This window comes from Intrasporangium sp. (assembly GCF_051961875.1).
Taxonomy (GTDB): Bacteria; Actinomycetota; Actinomycetes; order Actinomycetales; family Dermatophilaceae; genus Intrasporangium_A.
Map to the genome: position 1 here is coordinate 1 of NZ_JBQCCV010000249.1, position 20,855 is coordinate 20,855.

Genomic DNA, 20,855 nt, shown 5'->3' on the forward strand with positions numbered 1-20,855 from the left:
GTATTAGATAGCGGTCCTCATTGGGGTGCTCATTCTTGGTTATCCTCTTCACCCTGGGCGCCTTCCCCTATGTGTGATTTCGGGGTGATTTTGGCTTGCCCCGCCCCCCCGGGGTGGGGGGCCTTCGTCGTCCTGAGCGCGTGCCAGCGCGGCGGCTAGCGCTGCTGCTCGATCCGGATGACGGTCATCGAGATGCGCGACATGATCGTCATGCGCAGCGAGTCGGGAGCCGGCTCCCGCGAGCAGGCCCGCTTGATGAGGGCCTTCATCGTCGTGTCGAGGTCGTACTCCTTCAGGCACGGCCCGCACTCGTCGAGGTGGGCGCGGATCCTCACGCAGTCCTCGGGCGACATCTCGCCGTCGAGGTACTCGTAGAGGCGCAGCAGGGCCTCCGAGCAGTCCGTGCGCTCGTCGCTCATCACTCGGCCCCCTTCGCGCCTGCGGCCACGAAGCCCCGGTCGCTCGCGTACTCCGAGAGCAGCTCGCGCAGCTGGCGCCGCCCGCGGTGCAGCCGGCTCATCACCGTGCCGATGGGCGTGTCCATGATCTCGGCGATCTCCTTGTAGGAGTAGCCCTCGACATCGGCGAAGTAGACGGCGAGGCGGAAGTCCTCGGGGATCTGCTGCAGGGCGCGCTTGACGTCGCTGTCGGGCAGGTGGTCGAGGGCCTCGGCCTCTGCGGAGCGCAGGCCGCTGGACATGTGGGACTCGGCCCGGTGCAGCTGGTAGTCCTCGACGCTCGAGGCGTCGGACTCCTGGGGCTGGCGCTGCTTCTTGCGGTAGCTGTTGATGTAGGTGTTGGTGAGGATGCGGTACATCCACGCCTTGAGGTTCGTGCCGGGACGGTACTGGTGGAAGGCCGCATAGGCCTTCGCGTAGGTCTCCTGGACGAGGTCCTCGGCATCGCTCGCGTTGCGCGTCGTGCGCAGGGCCGCGCTGTAGAGCTGGTCCAGCAGCGGCATGGCCTCTCGCTCGAAGCGGGCGCGGCGCTCGTCGGGTGCCTCCTTGGCGACGTCGACCGCCGCGTCCGCGCGCGCCTGCGCGGCGCGCGTCTCCTCGGTCTCGATCAGCCCGACCGGCGTGGCCTGGTCTGGCTGCTTGTCGTGGCTCTGCTCGGTCATCGCCATCCAGCCTAGCCCGCCCGTGTGGGAGACCGCTGGGCTCGCCGTCGACGATGGGCGGCTCAGACAGGTGACCATGCCGGGTCCAACGCGGGTCAGTCGGGGAGCATTCCCGCCACGGTCTCGATGGCGGCGCGGAGCGCGGCACCGGACGACTTCGGGAAGCTGTGCGAGCCGGTGACCTCGAGCACGGACGTGCCGGCCGGCAGGTATGGCGTGAGCTCGGCCCCCGTCCCGAACGGGTCCTTCGTGCCCTGGACGACCCACGACGGGTTGGGTGCGAGGGCGAGCTCGTCGGCGCGCAGCCGGTCCGGCCGGCCGGGCGGGTGCAGCGGGAAGCTGAGGAGCAGGCCCGCAGCCGCGTTCAGCTGCGCCGCCGTCCGGCAGGCGACCCGGGCGCCCGCGCTGCGGCCACCGACGACGCGCGGCCGCGGCAGGCGGCCACGGCCGGCAAGGAGCGCCTCGACGATGGGGACCCACGCCTCGTCGAGCGTGGGCGGCCTGCCGGCGATGCGCCGGCCCGCCACCAGCCAGGGCTGCTCGACGAGCGCGACGACCCACCCGTGCCCGAGCAGCACCTCACGGGCGACCGTGAGGTCGAGCGCGCCCAGGCCTCCGCCGGCCCCGTGCCCCAGCGCCACGGTTCCGCGGGGCCGAGGGGGCCGCCATACGTGGACGCGTCCGGGGCCCTGCGGTGTGGCGACCTCCCGCACCCGCTCCGTGCTCACCCGCCGATCACCTCGCCGGTCATGGGGTCGACGACACCCTGGAGCTCCTCGGGCCCGGCGGGCTCGACGAGGAGCGGTCCGTTGGCGCTGCTCGAGCCGACTGCGCGACCGACGGGGTGGGCCTCGAACCGGCCCGGCTTGGCGAACTCGAGGAAGCGCCGCACGACGTCCGGGTCATGCTCGTCGGGGTCGAGCCACTGCTGCCACTGGTCCGGTTCGAGGACGAGCGGCTGGCGGTCGTGGATCCGGTCGAGACCGGGCTCCGCGTCGGTGGTGATGATGGTGAACGTCGTGAGCCACGCCTCCGGGTCACCCTCGGGGACGGAGCGGTCCCGCCAGAACTCGTAGAGGCCGGCGAAGGCGACGGGGCTGCCGTCGGTCCGGTGGACGAAGAAGGGCTGCTTGCGGGGCTTGCCCTTCGGGTCGAGCGCCGTCGGCGACTTCTGCCACTCGTACCACCCGTCGGCGGGCACGATGCACCGGCGCGCGAGCGCGGCCTTCGCGAAGGCCCCCTTGCCGAGGACCGACTCGGCGCGGGCGTTGATCATCCGCAGGCCGGTCTTCGTGTCTTTCGCCCAGGACGGGACCAGGCCCCAGGTCAGCAGGCGCAGCTGTCGGCTCGGCTCCGCCCCCTCCTCGCCCCGCGGGCGCCTCGTCAGCACCACGGGGGCCTGCTTGGAGGGCGCCATGTTCCAGTCCGGCTGGCCGGGTGGGGGGTCCTGCGGAGTCCGCAGGATCGACCGGGTCGGGTCACCCGTGTGGTCCTCGTCGACGTCGAACTCCTCGACGAGCTCATCCGGCCGGGCGCTCGCGGCATACCTCCCACACATGCGCCCAGCGTAAGGAGCGCGGGAAACGAGCTGGACATGAGCACTCGCCGCGGGGGTATTTGGCTACGGTAGGTGTTCACGGATCGTCGAGGTCCCGGTCGCTGCCGGGACCGGAGGAGGACCCCCATGCTCGTCCGTCGCATAGCCCGGCCGCTGCTCGCGTCGGTGTTCGTCGTCGCGGGGCTCGATGCCCTGCGCAACCCCGGCGCCCGCACGGCCCAGGCCGCTCACCTGCTCGACCAGGTGCCGACGCCGAACTCCATCCCCGACGACCCAGACCTGCTGGTCCGCGTCAACGGTGGCGTGCTCGTGGCTGGGGGCGCGCTGCTGGCGTCCGGCCGCTTCCCCCGGCTCGCCTCGACGCTGCTCGCCGCCTCGCTCGTGCCGACGACCGCCGTCGAGCACGCCTTCTGGGAGGAGAGCGATCCCCAGCGCAAGGCGCAGAGCCGCAGCCTGTTCCTCAAGAACGTCGGCCTGCTCGGCGGTCTCCTCCTCGCCGCCGTCGACACCGAGGGCCGTCCCGGGCTGGCCTGGCGTGCCAAGCACGCGACCCAGCGGACCCGGCACGAGGCGAAGCACGCCACGAAGACGGCCAGGCGCGAGGCGAAGCTCATGGCACTCAAGGCACAGGACGTCGTGAGCTGACGTGTCGAACCCCGAGCATGAACCCGGCACAGCCTCCCTCCTCTCCGTCGGTGACTGGGTCGCTCCAGTCGCCGACGGGCCCCTGGAGGCGACCGTCACACTGCCGGGCAGCAAGTCGCTGACCAACCGTTACCTCGTCCTGTCCGCCCTCGCCTGTGAGCGCTCCCGGCTGCGCGCCCCGCTGCGGTCTCGGGACACCCTCCTCATGGCGGAGGCCCTGCGGCACCTCGGCGTCGGCATCGACGACATCCCGACCGAGACCGACCAGGGGCCGGACGCCGTGGCCGACTGGCTCGTCACCCCGCCCGCGCGCCTCAGCGGGGACACGACGATCGACTGCGGCCTGGCCGGGACGGTGATGCGCTTCCTTCCGGCCGTCGCCGTGCTGGCTGATGGTCCGGTCCGCTTCGACGGTGACCCGCAGGCCCGGGTCCGGCCGATGGGCACCCTCGTCGAGGCGCTCCGTCGGCTCGGCGGCAGCATCGAGGACGGGGGTACCGGTCACCTCCCGCTCACCGTCCACGGGACCGGCCGCATCCCGGGCGGCGACGTGATGATGGACGCCTCGGCCTCGTCCCAGTTCATCTCGGCGCTCCTGCTCGCCGGGGCCCGCTACGACGCCGGCGTCACCGTCCGGCACACCGGCGAGCCGGTCCCGAGCGAACCACACATCCTCATGACGGTCGAGACCCTCCGCGACACCGGCGTCGTCGTCGACGACTCCGAGCCGAACACGTGGCGGGTCGAGCCATCCGAGGTCAACGGTCTCGACGTCGTCGTCGAGCCCGACCTGTCCAATGCCGCGCCCTTCCTGGCCGCGGCGCTCGTCGCCGGGGGCAGCGTCCACGTGCCCGGGTGGCCGCAGCACACGACGCAAGCCGGCGACATGATGCGCGAGATCCTCGACGGGATGGGCGGCGACGTCCGCCTGGACCGGCCGGGCCTGACCGTCGCCGGCAGCGGCGAGCTCGTCGGGATCGACATCGACCTCCACGACGCGGCCGAGCTGACGCCCACGGTCGCGGCCCTCGCAGCCCTCGCCTCCACCCCGTCCCGCATCCGCGGGGTCGCCCACATCCGCGGACACGAAACCGACCGCCTGGCGGCCCTGTCCACCGAGCTGAACGCGCTCGGCGGGCACGTGGTCGAGACCGAGGACGGCCTGCGGATCACCCCCGCCCCGCTGCACGGCGGGCGCTTCCACAGCTACCACGACCACCGCATGGCGACCGCCGGGGCGATCATCGGCCTGCGGGTGCCCGGCGTCTCCGTCCAGGACATCGGGACGACGAGCAAGACGCTGCCCGACTTCGTCGGACTCTGGGACCGGATGCTCGGGCCCCGTCGATGAGCTGGCGCGACCTCGACGAGGGCGACATCCGGGTCCGGCCCAACCGGCGTGGGTCCCGCCCCCGGACGAAGGAACGGCCGGCCCACGCCGATGCCGTCATCGGTCTCGTCGTCGGGGTGGACCGGGGCCGCTACACCTGTCTGGTCACCCGTGAAAGCCCGGGCTCGGCCGCCGAGGGCGACGGCGAGCGCACGGTCCTGGCCATGAAGGCTCGCGAACTCGGGCGGAGCCGGGTCGTCGTGGGCGACCGCGTCGCACTCGTCGGTGACACGACCGGCCGGCCCGACTCGCTCGCCCGGATCGTCCGCGTCGAGGAACGCACGTCGGTGCTGCGCCGCACTGCCGACGACTCCGACCCGATCGAGCGGGTCATCGTCGCGAACGCGGACCAGCTCGTCATCGTCACGGCGCTCGCCGACCCCGAGCCCCGGCCCAGGATGATCGACCGCTGCCTCGTCGCCGCGTACGACGCCGGCCTCGAGCCGCTGCTCGCCCTGACCAAGGCCGACATCGTCGACGCGCAGGCGTTCGTCTCCACCTATGCACCGCTCGACGTGGACTATGTCGTGACCGCGCAGGACGGTCACGACATCCGCGGCATCGACGAGCTGCGCAAGCGACTCACCGGACGGATCTCTGTTCTCGTCGGCCACTCCGGAGTCGGCAAGAGCACGCTGGTCAATGCCCTGGTGCCGGGCGCCGGCCGCAGCACCGGCGAGGTCAACGACGTGACGGGCCGCGGCCGCCACACGTCGACCAACGCCGTTGCGCTCCGGCTGCCCGAGTCGGGCTGGGTCATCGACACGCCGGGAGTGCGGTCCTTCGGGCTGGCCCACATCGACCCTGACCGGATCGTCGACCACTTCCCGGACCTGGCGCAAGGCACAGACGACTGCCCCCGCGGATGCACCCATGACGAGCCCGACTGCGCGCTCGACGCCTGGGTGGCGGGCGGTCACGCCGGGCCGGCCGGACCGGCTCGTCTCGAGTCGCTCCGCCGCCTCCTCGAGAGCCGGTCCGCTGCCGAGGAGTGGTGAGCCACTAGGCTCCGCGACGTGACGACCTACGACGACGACCTCCGGCTCGCGCACGTCCTGGCCGACGCCGTCGACCGGCTCACCATGGAGCGGTTCCGGGCCGCCGACCTCGTCGTCGAGTCGAAGCCCGACCTCACCCCCGTCACCGACGCCGACCGGGCCGCGGAGGAGCTGATCCGCGGCCAGCTCAAGCGGTCCCGCCCGCGCGACGCCGTCGAGGGCGAGGAGTTCGAGCGGACCGGGCACGGTCCACGCCGCTGGATCATCGACCCCATCGACGGGACCAAGAACTTCGTCCGGGGTGTCCCGGTGTGGGCCACCCTCATCGCGCTCGTCGACGACGGCCAGCCGGTGGTCGGGCTCGTCTCCGCCCCCGCCCTGCAGCGCCGCTGGTGGGCGGCGACGGGGTCGGGCGCCTGGACCGGACGGTCGATCACCTCGGCGCGCCGGATCTCGGTCTCCGGTGTGTCCCGCCTCGCCGACGCGTCCCTGTCCTACTCGTCCCTGTCCGGCTGGCACGACCTCGGCCTGCGCGACACGTTCCTCGAACTGATGGACGCCTGCTGGCGGACTCGCGCCTACGGCGACTTCTGGTCATACATGCTCGTCGCCGAGGGCGCGGTCGACGCCGCCGCGGAGCCGGAGCTCGCCGTCCACGACATGGCCGCCCTCGTGCCGATCGTCGAGGAGGCAGGTGGCAGCTTCACCGGCCTCGACGGCCGGCTCGGCTGCTGGAGCGGCAACGCGGTCGCGACGAACGGCCACCTCCACCTGCAGGTGCTGCGTCGCCTCGCCGCCGCCGACCAGGTGGGAGCCGCCCCGGCGACCGTCCGGCGCGCAGAGCCGGCCGACGTCGACCGGGTCGCCCAGGTGGCCGCAGCGACGTTCGGGCTGGCCTGTCCCCCCACGATCAGCCCCCAGCGGGTCAGCGCGTTCATCACGCAGTTCCTCTCCCCCGAACGCTTCGGCGACTACATGGCCGACCCGGACCGGGTCGTCCTCATCGCCGAGGAGAACGGCCGGGCCGTCGGCTACGCGATGCTGGTCGCCGGTGAGCCCGCGGACGAGGACGCGCGTGGAGCGATCCACCACCGGCCCGCCGTCGAGCTGAGCAAGATCTACGTCCTGCCGAGCTCGCACGGCACCGGCGCATCGGGCCAGCTGCTCGAGGCCGGGCGTGCCTGGGCAAAGGACCGGGGCGCGGCCGGCATCTGGCTCGGCGTCAACCAGCAGAACGCCCGGGCGCAGAAGTTCTATGGCAAGAACGGGTTCCGCATCGTGGGGACGAAGCGGTTCAACGTCGGCGGGGCCCAGGAGGAGGACTTCGTCATGGAGCAGCCGCTCTGACGAGCGGCCACCCTGCCGAGCCGCCGCACTGCCGAGCCGCCGCCCCAGGCGCACCCTCCAGCGCGACCGAGCACCGGTCAGCGGTCGTGCACCACGGTGACCGTCCCGAGGCCGAGGCCCTGGATCCCGGACATGTGCTCGGCGGCGTCACCCACGAGCACGATCGTCCAGCCGGACCCCGGCTGGTCCGGGTCGATGCCCGCCGCCGCGGCGAACCGGCTGAACGCCGCGTCGAGCCGTTCCGCGTCGACGGTCACGAGGTCGCGCAGGTTGTCCGTCGTGAACTGGGTCGTGCGCCCGTCGAGGGCCATCGTCACGGCCTCGTCGGCGACCTCGTCCGCGGTGGCGTAACGCCCGGGCGCCGTCTTGGCGATGAAGTCGACGCCGGAGCGAACCTCCTTGTCCGAGAAGCCCTCGCACCCCGAGGTCAGCAGTTCCATGAGCAGCCGCAGGGACTCGACGGTCGCGTCGCCGCGGACCGATCCGGCGGTGAGGAACAGCCCCCCGGAACGCCGCGGGCGGAAGCTCGACCGGATGCCGTAGGTGTAGCCCTTCTCCTCCCGCAGGACGGCGTCGATGCGCGCGTTCGGGGAGCCGCCGACGACGAACCCGATGACGGGGTATGGAGCCCACCCTCCCTCGACCGAGCGGTCGGGCCCCGGCGCGCCGATGACGAACTCGGTCTGCACCGACCCGGGCCGGTCGACGAAGACGATGCGGCAGCGGTCCTCGGCGAGCTTTGCGGAGCGCGTGATGGCGGAGGGGCGCTCGGTGGGACCGGCGTCCCAACCGCCGAGCGCCGCCTCGACGAGGGTGGGCACGTCGAGGCCCGACAGGTCGCCGGCGACGACGACGGTCGACCCGCTCGCGACGACGTGCCGGGCGTGGAAGGCTGCGACGTCGTCCCGGCTGATCGCCGTGACCGTCTCGCGGGTGCCGCCGACGGGGCGCGACGCCCGCTCGTCCTCGGCGAAGAGCGTCTTGACGAACTCGATCACGCCCCGGTTCGCCGCGACCGCCCGTTCCTGGTCGATCTCCGCCAGCCGGGTGCGGACCTGGCGGGCCACTTCGGGGTCGGGGAAGACCGGCTCGGTGAGGATCTGGCGCAGCAGGTCCAGCGCGTCCTCGACGTTGCCCTTGACGACATCGAGGTCCATGGTGAGGCCCGCGTCGCCGATGCCGGCTCCGAAGCTGACGCCCTTGCGCTCGAGGAGGCGCGCGAACTCCTCGGCACTGTGGCGCGCGGTCCCCTCGTCGAGGGTGCGCGCCATGATCGTGGCGACCCCCTCCAGCTCACGCGGCTCGTCGGTGAGCGAGATCGGCAGGCCGACGCGGATCGACAGCACGTACTGCCCCGGCACGTCGTAGGTCAGCAGGGTCACGCCGTTCGGCAGGGTCGTCGTCGAGGCGGCCGGGAAGCTCCATGGCTCGGGCGGGGCGACCTCGGGGCGGCTCACGGTGCTCATGCGGCCGCCTCCGCGTCGGTCTCGGCGAGGAACCGGACCACGGCCCGGCTGTCGGGATGGAGCCACTGGGCCGCGGCGGCCCGGACGTCGTCGGCCGTCACGGCCCGGACCTCGTCGATGAATCGGTTGACGTAGTCGGGATCGTCGTGCAGGAGGGTGTACTGGCTGATGTGGTCGGCGCGCTCGTCGAGGCCGGCCAGCGAGCTGAGCCAGGCCCGCTCGGTGTCGGCGAGGACCGACTCCATCTCGGCCTCGTCGGGCCCCTCCTCGATGAACCGCGCCGCCTCCTCGCAGAGGGCCGCCTCGGCCGCCTCCGCGTCGGCGCCGGGCGCGACGTCGATGGTGAGGGCCCCGAGCCCGACCCCGTCGACGAGGCCCATGGTCCAGCCGCCCACCGAGGTCGCCGTCTCGTCGACCCGGACCAGCCGGCGCATCAGCCGGGAGCTCGCGAGACCGCCCAGCACGTCGATGGCGATCGCGCACGCGTGGTACTGGGGCGTGGCGTCGACGGGGAGCCGGAAGGTCACGTAGACACGGTCGTTGGGCACGTCCCTGACGCGGTCCAGGCGCACTGCCTCGTCCAGCGGCGGAAGCTGGGGCAGGAGCGGCCGCTGGTGCACGTCGATCGGCGGCAGGTCGCCGAAGTAGCGCTCGGCCATGGCGAACCCGTGCTCCGGGGTGAGGTCGCCCGCGAGGGTCAGCACCGTGTTGTTCGGGCCGTAGTGGGCCCGGAAGAACGCGTGCACGTCCTCGAGCGTCGCGGCATCGAGGTCCTCCATCGACCCGATCGTCGGGTGGTGGTAGGGGTGCTCGGGCGGGAAGACGGTCGCGTAGACGTCGATGAGGGCCGTGCCGTAGGGCTGGTTGTCGTACCGCTGGCGCTTCTCCTCCTTGACGACGTCCCGCTGGTTGTCGAGGTTCTCCTGGTTCACCGCATCGAGCAGGTGACCGTGCCGGTCCGCCTCGAGCCACAGGGCGAGCTCGAGGGCCCCGGTCGGGACCGTCTCGAAGTAGTTGGTGCGGTCGAACCACGTCGTCGCGTTGAGCCGGGCGCCCTGGTCCATCAGCAGCGAGAAGTGCTCCCCCGAGGCGACACTGCGGCTGCCCTGGAACATGAGGTGCTCGAAGAGGTGGGCCAGCCCGGTCCCCCCGGGGCTCTCGTGGCGAGAACCGACGCCGACCCACAGGTTGACGGCGACGTTCGGCACGGCGTGGTCCTCCGAGACGACGACCTGCAAGCCGTTGTCGAGCATCGTCCGGGCAAGCGGATAGGCGTTTCTCGTCACCTGACCGACCCTAAGCGATCGCCCGCCGCGCAGCCCCTCCGGGCGCAGACGCGCGAGCCGGGTGGGCTGCATACGGATGTATGGCGCGTCACCGCGCCGCCGTCCGGAACGGCAGCCCGCGCAGCCCCGGGGTGCGGCTCTCGCACGGCGCCTGCAGAGCGGTCACGGTGGCCCAGCCCGACGCGAGCAGCGCCTCGTCGGTGTGCTCGGAGTCTTCCTCGTCGACCTGCTGGATCGACACGCTGACGAAGCCCTCGCCGACGCGTCCACGCTCGGCCTCGACGGTGCCGAAGGTGGCCAGCCGGGCCCGTGTGAGGCCTCGGAGATCGTCCAGCGGGACGTCGGGGATGTTGATGTTGAGGACCGGGGCCGCGTCGTCCGGCCACTGGCGCTCACAGAACCAGTCGAGCACCCGCGTCACCACCTCGACATGGGTCTGCTCGTGTCGGGGGTCGGTCATCGAGGACGAGAACGCGATGGCCGGGATGCCGTGCGCGGCCGCCGTGAAGGCTGCCCCGACCGTGCCCGAATGCAGGATCATGCTGCCGGTGTTCGGGCCCCGGTTGATGCCGGAGAGGACGAGACCGGGCACCTGGCAGAGCTCGCCGTTGGCGCAGCCCCGCACGATGAAGGCCGGCGCGCCCTCGACGGCCCACGCCTCGATCCCGTCGAGGCTCGCCGCCTCGTAGGGCTTGGCGACCGGGCCCTTGTCGGTCTCCAGTCCGGTGAGGGAGGCGCTCGCGCCGCTGCGCTCCTCGCTGGGCGCAGCGACATATGCGTCGAGTCCGTGCTTGCGGGCGGCCCGCGCGAGCCAGTGGAGGCCGAGGCTGCGCACGCCGTCGTCGTTCGTCACCAGTGTCCGCATCCTCGGCCCCTACCCACGAGCCGGGGCCGGTACCCCGGGCGTGGCGGCCGCCCCGCCGGGTAGTGCCCGAGCATGGCCGCCGAGACGATCCACGACCCGCGCATGCCCACGCGGCTGCGGGCGGCCGTGTTCTGCCCGACGCCGTTCGTCACGGTGACCGTGGAGGACGTCTCCGGCTCCCCCGACATCCACATCCACGCGGGCGGACAGGGCATCTGGGTCGGGCGGATGCTGCGCGAGCTCGGCGTGAGCCCCGTGCTCTGCCTGCCGTGCGGCGGCGAGACCGGCCGCCTGCTCGGGCCGCTCCTCGAGGCCGAGTCCCTGGCCGTCCGGACCGTGCAGAGCGCCGGTCAGACAGCGGCATACGTCCACGACCGGAGGGGCGGCGAGCGGCACGTCATCGCGACGACCGACCCGGCCCCCCTGGGACGGCACGAGGCGGACGAGCTCTACACAGCAACGCTCGAGGCCGCGGCCCGGGCCGATGTGTGCGTCATCTGCGGCCCGGCGACCGAGGGGGTCCTGCCCGAGGGGACGTATCGACGGCTGCCCGCCGACGTCCACGCGCTCGGCACGCCCACCGTCGCGGACCTCTCCGGCGACGCCCTCCGGGACGCCCTCGGCGGTGGCCTCGACGTGCTCAAGGTCAGCCACGAGGAGCTGGTCGACGACGGCTGGGCCCCGGACGAGTCCGTCACGGCCCTGCGGGCGGGGATGGATCGGCTGCATGGGGCGGGTGCCGAGTCGGTCGTCGTCTCCCGCGCGCACGAACCCGCTCTCGCGCTGCTCGAGGGGCGACTCGTCAGCGTCCACGGGCCGGTGATGCAGCGGGTCGACCACCGGGGCGCGGGCGACTCGATGACGGCCGGGCTCGCCGCGGGGGTGGCGCGGGGTCTGGGGTGGGCCGACGCGCTGCGGCTCGGGGCAGCCGCCGGCGCGCTCAACGTCACGCGGCACGGCGTCGCCACCGGTGGCCGCTCCGCCATCGACGCCCTGGCCGAGCGGGTCGAGGTGTCCCCCGTCGAGGCCGGCGCGCCATAGGGAGAGGGGTGGTTTGTCCGGGATGCACTCGGGTAGCGGGCTTGGGACGCTCGATCCGAGGAGGTTCCCGTGCAACTCGACTGGCTTCGGCCCCTCACTCGCGTGCAGGGCCCTTACGCCACCGCGACGCTCGACGCGACGCACATCGCCCCGGCGACATCCGACCGTCCGGAAGAGATCTGGGCCAACGGTCGCCGCCACCTCGAACAGCTCGGCGCCGCAGCTGACACCCTCGACGCGATGGAGAAGTCGGCGCTCGAGCCGTCGGGGCGCGGCGGTGAGCTGACCCGCGTCGTCTGTGGCGCCTCCGGCCAGCTCCTCCTCGACCTGACGTTCCCCGGCCGCCCCGTCCGGCAGAAGACGTCGTTCTCGTCGGCGCCGCACCTCATGCCACTCATCCGCGGCCTCGACGCCCACGAGCCGTATGCCGTGGTGCGGGTCGACCGGACGGGTGCGGACCTCGAGATGGTCGGCATCACCGGGACCGTCCTCGAGGACAGTGACGTGACGGGTGACCACGACGTCATCCACAAGGTCTCCGCGGGTGGGATGGGTGAGCGCCGGATCCAGACCCGGGCGGAGGACTCCTGGAAGCACAACGCGGGCGAGGTCGCCCGTGCCGTCGACAGCGTGGTCCGTCGCGGCAAGCCCGCCGTCGTCTTCGTGATGGGCGACGAGCGGGCCATGTCGTTGCTCGGGGACCAGGCCTCACCGGACGTCCGCGAGCGTCTCGTCCCGCTCGCGACCGGTGGCCGGGCCCGGGGGGTCTCCAAGGAGGCCGAGGCCGAGGCGATCCAGGACGAGCTCGCGCGCCGCCGAGCCGGCCGGCAGCAGAAGCTGCGCGACGACTTCGAGGCCGCGCGGGGCACGACCGGCCGCGGTGCCGAGGGCCTCGACGCCGTCGTCGAGGCGGTCCGCAAGGCGCAGGTCGACACCCTGCTCCTGCGCGACGATCCTGCCGCCGACCGGACGCTCTTCGTCGGTGAGGACGCGTCGATGATCGGCCTCACCGAGGCCGACGCCCGGCAGGCCGGTGCGACGGCCCCGACGCCCGACCGGGTCGACGCGGCGCTCGTCTGGTCCCTCGCCGCCACCGGTGGCAGCGTGGGCCTCGTCGACGACGGCGTGCAGCTGCGGGACGGGGTGGCTGCCATCCTCAGATGGGACGATGACTCGACCCGGCACTGACGCGTCCCTGACGCGCTCCGAGCGACAGCCATCGCGCCGGTCTCCCAGCAGAGGCCGAGTGGCACCCCTTAGAGGAGCTCGCGCAGTGCGTGGAGCGCCCTGTACACGTCGTCGTCGCTGACGTAGGACGCGAGCGACGCCCGCACGACCGTGCCCTCGGCCGTCGCTCCCGCCCAGAGATGGACCCCGCGAGCGGCGAGGGCCCGTTTCAAGCCGGCGCCGTCGCTGGTGGCGAGCCGGACCGCCGCCATGGCGGGCGTCTGGGAGTTCCCCGGGATCTGCTCCGCGCCCGGCAGCTTGTGCAGGGCCCGCCGGACCGTCTCCGTGAGCGCGCGCATGCGCTGCCGGGCACCGGCCGCCGCCAGCGTGCGGTGCACCTCACGGACGGCGTCGGTGACGAGGAACGGCGCGATGTCTGTCGTGCCCACCCACGAGAACCGCTCGGGTGCAGTGGGCGCGTGGGCGTGCCAGCTCGTCACGAGGGGTCGCACCCCCGCCCGGTCCCCCGGTGGGATGAACAGCGCACCGGTCCCACGCGGGAAGTGACCCCACTTGTGCAGGGTGGCGGCGTACCAGGCTCCCTGACCGGTGACCCGGCTCGTATCGACGAGCCCCGGACCGTGGGCACCGTCGACGACGAGCGCTGTCGAGGAGCCCGCGAGCGCGGCCGCCGCCTCCTCCACGGGGAGGAGCTCGGCCCAGGGAGAAGTCACGTGGCTCAGCAGGACGGCACGCGTACGGGGGCCGACCGCGTCGAGCACTGCGCTGACGGCGGCCGTCGCGGACAGTCCGGCAACCGGAACCCTGCGGATCCGCACCCCCCGGCCGGCCAACACCTCGAGGGCGAGGCCGGTCGCGTCATACTCGTGGGTCGTCGTGACGACCTCGTCGTCGGGGCCAGGGGCGAGGTGGGCGAGCGCCGTCTGCAGCGCCGTCGTCGCGTTGGCGGTGAAGACCGTCCCGGCAGGGTCCCAGCCGAGCCAGGCGGCAAGGGCGGTCCGGGAGCGCTCCAGGTCCGCGAAGAGCCGGTCCTCGAAGAAGGCGTCGAAGTCCCGCTCGGCGGCCGCCCGTGCCTGGGTGACGGCCTCCTGCACGCGGCGCGGCACGGCACCGAACGAGCCGTGGTTGAGGTGGGCGACGCCCCAGTCGAGGGTGAACTCCGCACGCACGGCACTGACGTCCACGGCTGGTTCCCCCTCTCCGGTCGTCGTCCTCGGCTCCACAAGCTCGCTGGAGCCGGACGGGATCGTAGCGTGCCCTCCCCCGGCCACCGGCCCTCGCCGCTGCGAGCGGGTGCCGGCGCTGGGTGGGTCGCGGCCCTGCCGTCAGCCGCCCTGCGGGAGCAGCACGGTCTCGTGCCGGCGGGCCACCGCGTCCTGGGCCATCCTCACGTCGAGCGTCTCGGCGTCGGCGCCGACGAAGCCGAGGAGCGCGGAGCCACGGCAGGTCTGCCAGGGCAGGCCGAGGAAGTACAGCCCGGGGGCGTCGCTCACCCCGCGGTCGTGCTGGACCTGCCCGTCGACGACGACGCCCGGCACGTCCAGCCAGGAGTAGTCCGGCCGGTACCCGGTGGCCCAGACGACCGCGTCCACGGGCGTGCTCGTGCCGTCCGCGAAGCGCGCGACCCGCTCGCTGAAGCCGGTCAGGCGGGGCCGGAGGTCGATGCCCCGGCGACGCAGCGTGGAGGTCCTCGTGCCGATGACGATGTCGCCGCGGGAGCGCAGGCGGCGCGCGATGCGGCTTTCCGTCGGGACGGTGAAGAATCCGGACCTCGTCAGCCAGAAGAACAGGTCGCGACCGGCGACCCGCTGGGGCAGCTCCAGGGACCGGGAACCCACGGCGACGGTCACAGGAGCGCGTTCGGCGAGCTCTCCCGCGATCTGCAGACCCGAGTTGCCACCGCCGACGACCAGGACGTGGCCGTGCTCTCCCAGCGACTCCGGGTTGCGGTAGTCGGCACTGTGCAGCTGTCGCACCTCCGGGTCCAGCTGCCCAGCGAGGGCGGGGGTGTGCGGGCGCTGGAAGGGTCCGGTCGCCACCACCACCTGCCTGGCGCGCAGCTGACCGGTCGGCGTCGTGAGGACGAAGCCGTCGTCGCTGCGGTGCAACGCCTGGACCGGAGCGTTGACCTCCACGGGCAGCGCGAAGCGTTCGGCATAGCCGGCCAGGTAGTCCGCGACCTCGTCCTTGCTCGGGTGGGTGTCGCGCGGCGCGGGAAAGGGCAGGCCGGGAAGGGAGTCGTACTGAGCGGGGCTGAAGAGCCGCAGCGAGTCCCAGCGGGTGCGCCAGGAGTGCCCGACCTCAGGGCCCGCCTCGAGCAGCAGGAAGTCGGCGTCTCGGCGGGCGAGGTAGTGACCGAGGGCGAGCCCGGCCTGGCCCGCGCCGATCACGATGACGTCGCGGACCTGCTGGTCTGCGGATGGGTGGAGTGACATGGGGGGTCTCCTTTGAAGTGGGTGTGTCGGTTGGGAGAAGATCGGGGCAGTCAGCCGAGGCCGACGGTGAGGAGCACCGCGGCGACGGTGAGGTCGCACGCCATGCAGGTCTCGGCGTACCAGCGGGGCACCACGCGGCCGGCGTGGTGGTGGACCACGTCCCACGCCGCGTGGGCGATCCATCCCGCAGCCAGGACATAGCGCGCCGCAGCCGGGTCCGCCACGACGACGGCGAGCGCGACCGCGCCGAACCCGACGACGCCGATGGTCTGTGCAGTGCGCCAGCGGCGCTCACCGAGCTCGCCGCGGGCAGCGCCCCACACGAGATAGATGACTGCGGCGGCCAGGAGGCACGCGGCGCCGAGCCAGGTGCGAGCGCTCGTCGGTATCGGGGCGACGACGGCCAGGCTGGCGCCGGTGGCGGCGACGCCGAGAGCCGTCGGCCAGCGCCGGGCCAGTCGCTCGAGCAGGCGCGGGCGAGCAGTCGAGGGGGTCACTACGGGCGCGGTGGCCGGGGTGGGTTCCATGGAGGTCTCCTTCGTCCGGATCGGTCTGATCGGACGCTAGGAGGCGGACGGTCCCGGTCACGCCGGGAAAACCGCCGGGTTCGGGCTCGACGTGGGCGTCAGACGTCGAGAGCGAGTGCAGTCAGCTCGGCACGCGATGACACACCGAGCTTGCTGAACACGTTGCGCAGGTGGAAGTCGATGGTGCGCGGGCTCACGAAGAGGCGCGCTGCCGCGTCCCGGTTGGACAGGCCCTGGCGCACGAGGCCGGCGACCTGTCGCTCCTGGGCGGTCAGGTCGGTCGCGGTCGACACGTCCCGGCGCCGGGCCGTCTCCCCGGATGCGCGCAGCTCCTGGGCGGCGCGTTCGGCCCAGGGCCTCGCGCCCAGCTCCTCGAAGAGCGCCAGGGCGGTCCGCAGGTGCTCGCGCGCGTCGACCCGTCGCCGCGCCCGGCGCAGCCACTCACCGAACGCCAGCTCGGTGCGGGCGCGGTCCGGCAGCCGTGGGGAGTCGGCATGGGCGGCGAGGGCGAGCGCGAAATGCGGCTCGGCCTCCGCCCCCTCCGCGAGCAGGGCGTTGCCGTGCTCTACGACGGCGATCGAGGCCGGGGTCCGCACGCCCTCCGCGAACGGGACCAGCTCGTCTAGCCAGGTGCGGACCATGTCGAGACGGCCAGCACGCACCGCGGTGTCGAAGAGGTCCAGGGCCGCCATCCGGCGCACCGACGGCTCACGGAGCTGCTCGAGGCTGAGCAGTGCCGTCGCCGGCTGGGCCGCCGCCCGAAGCCCCGCCGTCCAGTGGGTGAGGTCGACGACGAGGCCGTCGGTGATGCCGATCCGGTGCTGGGCACGGATCTCTGCGACCTCGGTGAGGTGCTGCTCGGCCGTGTCGTCCCCGCGCAGGGCCGCGACGAGTGCCAGCTCAGCTGTCGGGAGTGCGGTCATACCGAGATGCCCGGTGCTGGCGGCGAGCGGCAGGGCTTCGGCGGCGGCCGAGGCGGCCCTCGACCAGGAGCCGGTGGCGACCTGCGTGTGGAAACCGCGGGTGAGGGCGTGCTCGATCATCGTCAGCGCGCCCGCGCGCTGGGCAGCCGTCAGCTGCTCCTCGTGCAGGCGCAGGGCGTGGTCGTCGTCGTCGATCAGCAGCGCGGCAACCGCCAGGTTGGGCTGCAGCACGTGATCGTCGACGGGAGCCGCGTCGGTGAGCTCGAAGGCGCGCCGGAAGGACGCCGAGGCCGCTGCCCACTCTGCGCGGGCGACCGCGACGAACCCCTGGAGCAGCTCGTGGGCCGCATGGGCCTCAAGCGGGGCTGCCGCGTCGGGCGGCGCCACGAGGTCCACGGGCTCGACCTGCCGTGCTGAGCGCGCCCCGAAGGCGGCCAGCGAAGAGGCCAGCATCGCCAGCTGCGTGGCCATGGCCGGATCCACGCCCCGGGCGACCTCGGCGGCCTGGAGGATGAGGTCGTAGCCGTCGTTCAGGGAGCGCGTGTTCCAGGCGATCTGCCCCTGGAGGGTCAGCAGGCGCGTGCGCAGCTGCGGATCAGCCGCATGAGCCGCGGCTGCGGTCGCGAGCGCCGTGGCCCGAGAGGGGTGGGCTCCCAGCCAGGCCGAGGATGCGGCCAGGTAGAGGCGACGGGCGCGTGCGTCTCCCCCGGCGGTGAGCTCGGCGGCTCGTGCCCAGGCGGCCGCGGCGGCCTCGTGACCACCTCGGGAGGCGGCCCGCTCGGCGACGCCGTCCAGCTCGAGGCAGACCTGCTCGTCGGGCCGGTCGACGGCCGCAGCCAGGTGCCAGGCCCGTCGATCGGGGTCGTCATGCAGCGCGTCGGCGAGCGAACGGTGGGCAGCTCGGCGCTCCGCGCTGGTCGCCGCGCCGTAGACGCTGGAGCGCACGAGGGGGTGGTAGAGGTGGATCTCCTCGCCGGCGAGGCTCAGCAGGCCGCTCCGCTCGACCACGTCGAGGGCGTCCTCCCCCGCTACGAGCCGTTCGGCGGCGTCCCGGACGACCGTGACTCGTCCGGTGTCATCGGCAACGGCCACCAGCAGGAGGCGTTGCGCGGGCTGGGGCAGGCGCCGGTAACGGTCCAGGAACGCTCGCTCGACACCGTCGGTCAGTGGCAGGGGCGTGGGCAGCGGAGCCAGACCGGTCAGCTGCTCGCCGGTCAGTGACTGGGACAGCTCGACGAGCGCCAGGGGGTTGCCACCCGTGGCCGCGACCAGCTGGTCACGCACCCCGGGGTCGACCTCGCGCGTACCACCGGCCGCGAGGAGCAGCTCGGCGTCCCGTCCGGAGACGGCACCGAGTGTCACGGAGTGCAGGTCGGGTGCCTCGAACCGGCGGACGTCGCCCTCACGTGCCGCCAGCAGCATCGCGACCCGTTCGGTCTGGAGCCGACGCGCGACGAACAAGAGGGCGGCCGCCGAGGCGTCATCGAGCCACTGGGCGTCGTCGACCACGACCAGCACCGGGGCGCCCTCGGCGGCGTCCGCCAGCAGGCTCAGTGTCCCGAGGAAGGTCAGGAACCGGTCGCCGTCGCCGGACACCTCCCCCAGAGCGGCGCGCAGCGCGGCCTGTTGCGGAGCCGGGAGTGCATCGAGACCGACACGCAGCGGCCACAGCAGTCGCTGCAACGCCGCGAACGCCAACGGCGACTCCGACTCCACACCTGACGTCCGCAGCACAGTGACACCGGCCAGGTCGGCCACCGTCTCGGCAAGCAGGGTCGACTTGCCGGACCCCGCTACGCCCCGGACGACCACGGCGCCACCGTTCCCTGCGCGAGCAGCCTCCAGGAGCCTCGCGATCGCCGCCCGTTCGCGGTCCCGGCCCGTCAGCACGGGCCGATGGTACCGACGGCTGACCCGGGCGGAGCCGAACCCGGCGAAATCACCGGCGTGAGCGTGTCCCTCCTCCGGCCAACCTGACAGTCGTCCGAACCAGCTGAAGGAGAAGCAATGACACCTCACACCAACGAGGGCCCGACGGCCACTCACCACGGCGCCGCCCACACCCCTGTCCCACACCTTGAGGCGGCGGACGGACCACGACGCTCGTGGAGCGTCTTCGGCCTGATGATCGCCGCCCAGTTCATGGTCATCCTCGACGTCTCCGTGGTGAACGTCGCGCTGCCCTCGATCAGCCGCGGTCTGCACCTGTCCGCGGACCAGTACCAGTGGGCCGTGAGCGCCTACGTCCTGCTTTCCGGAGGCCTGCTCCTGCTTGGCGGCCGGATCGCCGACCTGCTCGAGCGCCGCGGCGCCTTCCTGGCTGGCCTGGGCCTGTTCACGGCGGCATCCCTGACCAGCGGCCTTGCCCAGGGCCCGCTCGCCCTGATCCTCTCTCGGGCCGGCCAGGGCGCCGGGGCCGCCCTGCTCACGCCGGCCGCGCTCTCCATCATCATGACGACGTATGCCGGCCGGCAGCGTCAGACCGCCCTGGCCGTCTGGGGCACCGTCGGCAGTCTCGGCATCGCCGCGGGTGTCCTCCTCGGTGGAGCGCTCACTAGCGCTCTCGGCTGGCGAGCGGTGTTCTTCATCAACGTCCCCATCGGGATCGCCGTCGCCGCCGGCACGCTGCGCCTGGTGCCACAGGGCGAGGCGCAACCGCGCGCGATCCGCCGGCTCGACGCCCCGGGAGCGGCGACGTTGGTGGGCGGGCTGCTGCTGCTCGTGTTCGGTATCGAGGCCACCGGCACTGCCGGGTGGGCCGCTCCGCGCACGTGGGTCTGCCTCATCCTGGCGGCGGTCCTGCTCGCCGGCTTCGCGCTGCGTGAGAAGCGTGCGGACAACCCGCTCGTGCCGCCGAGCACGTGGCGCATCCGGTCGCTCGTCTCCGCCTCGGCCGTGATGGCCGGTGTCACCGGCGTCGTGGTCGGCGCGATCTTCCTGACCTCCCTCTACCTGCAGACGGTCGTCGGCTCCTCCGCGCTCGTCGCCGGCCTGCAGTTCCTGCCGCTCGCCGCCGCGATCACCGTGGCCGCCTCGGTCGCGTCCAAGCTCGTCGGGCCGCTCGGCGCCCGCACCCTCATCCTCGGCGGCCTCGTCGTGATGGCCGCAGGCGTCCTGCTGCTCGCATCGAGGGCAGGCGGCACCTCCTACGTCACGGATGTACTTCCCGGGTTCCTGCTCGTCGGCGCGGGCGTCGGACCGATGTTCGTGGCCATCGCGGTCGCCGCGATGAGCGACGTATCCCGAGAGAAGTCCGGGCTCGCCTCCGGCCTCATGATGACCGGCCACGAGATCGGCGCCGCCCTGGGCGTTGCCGCGCTGACCGCCGTGGCCGGGGACCTTGCAACCTCCGCCGGGTTGATCGACGGCTACGCCCGTGCCTTCACCGCGACCGCCGGCGTCCTTGCCGGCCTGTTCCTGCTGACCGTGCTCGCCGTCCCCGCCGCCAAGCCCGGGACGACACACGTACGCGCGCACGGCCACTGACCCCAGTGCCGCAAGGAACTGGCGATTTCCCCGGCGTGATGCACCGCCCTCCCCGGCGACGCTGATCCCACCAAACAGCAACCACCATCTCTCACAAGGAGTTCACATGCTCTCCGGCACCCCCCACACCTTCATCGGCTCCACCACGTTCACCGTCAGCGGCATGACCTGCGGCCACTGCGAGCGAGCGGTCACGGAGGAGATCGGCGCCGTCACCGGCGTCGGATCCGTGATCGTCGACCTGGCCACCGGGGCAGTCACCGTCACCGCCACCGAACCCGTCGACCGCGCCGATGTCGCGGCTGCGGTCGCCGAGGCCGGCTACACCCTGCTCCCCTGACCCTCGCACCCGGCCGCGGCCGACACCTTGCGCCGCCGCCACGCCCACCACCCCACACCATCCCAGCCCTTGAAAGGACAGACCGTCATGACCACCTTGCGCGAGTACGAGATGCGGGCCCGGCAGCAGGAGCTGCTACGGGCGGCCCACAAGGCTCGTCGGCACCGCCGTGACCGGCCGACCCAGACACACCGCCCCCTCTCCCGGCGCCTCCGGCGCACCCGCCCGACGACCTGACCA

Annotated in this window: 20 protein-coding genes and 1 pseudogene; 10 read left to right on the forward strand and 11 right to left on the reverse strand. The window is 72.9% G+C overall.

Going from position 1 to position 20,855, the window contains the following annotated elements; translation table 11 throughout:
• Positions 1 to 155: 155 nt before the first annotated feature.
• From rsrA to ACTHJJ_RS14735, 4 genes are all read right to left on the reverse strand, one after another.
• Positions 156 to 419 carry a mycothiol system anti-sigma-R factor gene (gene rsrA, locus ACTHJJ_RS14720; RefSeq protein WP_440303691.1) on the reverse strand — a complete coding sequence of 88 codons (264 nt, stop codon included), beginning with the start codon at positions 417 to 419 and terminating at the stop codon, positions 156 to 158.
• Positions 419 to 1,120: a sigma-70 family RNA polymerase sigma factor gene (locus ACTHJJ_RS14725; protein ID WP_440303692.1), complete on the reverse strand. Its 702-nt coding sequence runs from the start codon at positions 1,118 to 1,120 to the stop codon at positions 419 to 421. The genes rsrA and ACTHJJ_RS14725 overlap by 1 nt, the downstream gene beginning before the upstream one ends.
• A gap of 95 nt (positions 1,121 to 1,215) precedes the next feature.
• Entirely contained in the window at positions 1,216 to 1,848 is a 633-nt protein-coding gene (locus tag ACTHJJ_RS14730) for an alpha/beta hydrolase family protein (protein ID WP_440303693.1), read from the reverse strand.
• Complete coding sequence (locus ACTHJJ_RS14735) at positions 1,845 to 2,678, reverse strand: SOS response-associated peptidase (protein ID WP_440303694.1); 834 nt, start codon at positions 2,676 to 2,678, stop codon at positions 1,845 to 1,847. Before ACTHJJ_RS14735 ends, ACTHJJ_RS14730 begins: the two co-directional genes overlap by 4 nt.
• 126 nt (positions 2,679 to 2,804) lie before the next feature.
• On the opposite strand from ACTHJJ_RS14735, the gene ACTHJJ_RS14740 reads away from it, so the two are divergent.
• From ACTHJJ_RS14740 to ACTHJJ_RS14760, 5 genes and pseudogenes are all read left to right on the forward strand, one after another.
• Entirely contained in the window at positions 2,805 to 3,323 is a 519-nt protein-coding gene (locus tag ACTHJJ_RS14740; protein ID WP_440303695.1) for a DoxX family protein, read from the forward strand.
• Position 3,324: 1 nt separating this feature from the next.
• Positions 3,325 to 4,674, forward strand: coding sequence for a 3-phosphoshikimate 1-carboxyvinyltransferase (gene aroA, locus ACTHJJ_RS14745; RefSeq protein WP_440303696.1), 1,350 nt, complete (start codon positions 3,325 to 3,327; stop codon positions 4,672 to 4,674).
• On the forward strand, positions 4,671 to 5,711 hold the full coding sequence (gene rsgA, locus ACTHJJ_RS14750; RefSeq protein ID WP_440303697.1) for a ribosome small subunit-dependent GTPase A: 1,041 nt from the start codon (positions 4,671 to 4,673) through the stop codon (positions 5,709 to 5,711). The genes aroA and rsgA overlap by 4 nt, the downstream gene beginning before the upstream one ends.
• An 18-nt stretch (positions 5,712 to 5,729) precedes the next feature.
• A pseudogene (gene hisN / locus ACTHJJ_RS14755) lies at positions 5,730 to 6,503 on the forward strand (histidinol-phosphatase); the annotation flags it as partial.
• Positions 6,504 to 6,581: 78 nt separating this feature from the next.
• Complete coding sequence (locus tag ACTHJJ_RS14760; RefSeq protein WP_440303747.1) at positions 6,582 to 7,058, forward strand: GNAT family N-acetyltransferase; 477 nt, start codon at positions 6,582 to 6,584, stop codon at positions 7,056 to 7,058.
• Positions 7,059 to 7,135: 77 nt separating this feature from the next.
• Here the strand turns inward: ACTHJJ_RS14760 and ACTHJJ_RS14765 are convergent, their stop codons facing one another.
• The 3 genes from ACTHJJ_RS14765 to surE form a co-directional block, all read right to left on the reverse strand.
• Positions 7,136 to 8,524: a M16 family metallopeptidase gene (locus ACTHJJ_RS14765; RefSeq protein ID WP_440303698.1), complete on the reverse strand. Its 1,389-nt coding sequence runs from the start codon at positions 8,522 to 8,524 to the stop codon at positions 7,136 to 7,138.
• A complete protein-coding gene (locus tag ACTHJJ_RS14770; protein WP_440303699.1) occupies positions 8,521 to 9,810 on the reverse strand; it encodes a M16 family metallopeptidase in 1,290 nt (429 codons plus the stop codon). The genes ACTHJJ_RS14765 and ACTHJJ_RS14770 overlap by 4 nt, the downstream gene beginning before the upstream one ends.
• A gap of 88 nt (positions 9,811 to 9,898) precedes the next feature.
• Positions 9,899 to 10,663 carry a 5'/3'-nucleotidase SurE gene (gene surE / locus ACTHJJ_RS14775; protein WP_440303700.1) on the reverse strand — a complete coding sequence of 255 codons (765 nt, stop codon included), beginning with the start codon at positions 10,661 to 10,663 and terminating at the stop codon, positions 9,899 to 9,901.
• A gap of 84 nt (positions 10,664 to 10,747) precedes the next feature.
• On the opposite strand from surE, the gene ACTHJJ_RS14780 reads away from it, so the two are divergent.
• On the forward strand, positions 10,748 to 11,716 hold the full coding sequence (locus ACTHJJ_RS14780) for a 1-phosphofructokinase family hexose kinase (protein ID WP_440303701.1): 969 nt from the start codon (positions 10,748 to 10,750) through the stop codon (positions 11,714 to 11,716).
• Between the two features lie 69 nt (positions 11,717 to 11,785).
• The gene (locus tag ACTHJJ_RS14785; RefSeq protein WP_440303702.1) at positions 11,786 to 12,904 is read left to right on the forward strand and encodes a baeRF2 domain-containing protein; all 1,119 of its coding nucleotides are present in this window, start codon (positions 11,786 to 11,788) and stop codon (positions 12,902 to 12,904) included.
• Positions 12,905 to 12,972: 68 nt separating this feature from the next.
• Here ACTHJJ_RS14785 and ACTHJJ_RS14790 read toward each other — a convergent pair whose 3' ends face one another.
• The 4 genes from ACTHJJ_RS14790 to ACTHJJ_RS14805 all read right to left on the reverse strand — a co-directional run bounded on the left by ACTHJJ_RS14790 (position 12,973) and on the right by ACTHJJ_RS14805 (position 18,679).
• Complete coding sequence (locus ACTHJJ_RS14790) at positions 12,973 to 14,088, reverse strand: aminotransferase class V-fold PLP-dependent enzyme (protein WP_440303703.1); 1,116 nt, start codon at positions 14,086 to 14,088, stop codon at positions 12,973 to 12,975.
• Between the two features lie 141 nt (positions 14,089 to 14,229).
• Positions 14,230 to 15,339 (reverse strand): flavin-containing monooxygenase, encoded by a 1,110-nt coding sequence (locus ACTHJJ_RS14795; RefSeq protein ID WP_440303704.1) that lies wholly within the window; start codon positions 15,337 to 15,339, stop codon positions 14,230 to 14,232.
• A 50-nt stretch (positions 15,340 to 15,389) separates the two neighbouring features.
• Positions 15,390 to 15,866, reverse strand: coding sequence for a hypothetical protein (locus ACTHJJ_RS14800; protein WP_440303705.1), 477 nt, complete (start codon positions 15,864 to 15,866; stop codon positions 15,390 to 15,392).
• Positions 15,867 to 15,964: 98 nt separating this feature from the next.
• The gene (locus ACTHJJ_RS14805; protein ID WP_440303706.1) at positions 15,965 to 18,679 is read right to left on the reverse strand and encodes an ATP-binding protein; all 2,715 of its coding nucleotides are present in this window, start codon (positions 18,677 to 18,679) and stop codon (positions 15,965 to 15,967) included.
• Between the two features lie 117 nt (positions 18,680 to 18,796).
• On the opposite strand from ACTHJJ_RS14805, the gene ACTHJJ_RS14810 reads away from it, so the two are divergent.
• The 3 genes from ACTHJJ_RS14810 to ACTHJJ_RS14820 all read left to right on the forward strand — a co-directional run bounded on the left by ACTHJJ_RS14810 (position 18,797) and on the right by ACTHJJ_RS14820 (position 20,852).
• Positions 18,797 to 20,275, forward strand: a complete 1,479-nt coding sequence (locus tag ACTHJJ_RS14810) for an MFS transporter (RefSeq protein ID WP_440303707.1) — start codon at positions 18,797 to 18,799, stop codon at positions 20,273 to 20,275.
• Between the two features lie 106 nt (positions 20,276 to 20,381).
• On the forward strand, positions 20,382 to 20,615 hold the full coding sequence (locus tag ACTHJJ_RS14815; RefSeq protein ID WP_440303708.1) for a heavy-metal-associated domain-containing protein: 234 nt from the start codon (positions 20,382 to 20,384) through the stop codon (positions 20,613 to 20,615).
• Positions 20,616 to 20,702: 87 nt separating this feature from the next.
• Positions 20,703 to 20,852 carry a hypothetical protein gene (locus ACTHJJ_RS14820; protein WP_440303709.1) on the forward strand — a complete coding sequence of 50 codons (150 nt, stop codon included), beginning with the start codon at positions 20,703 to 20,705 and terminating at the stop codon, positions 20,850 to 20,852.
• The last annotated feature ends 3 nt before the right edge of the window (positions 20,853 to 20,855 follow it).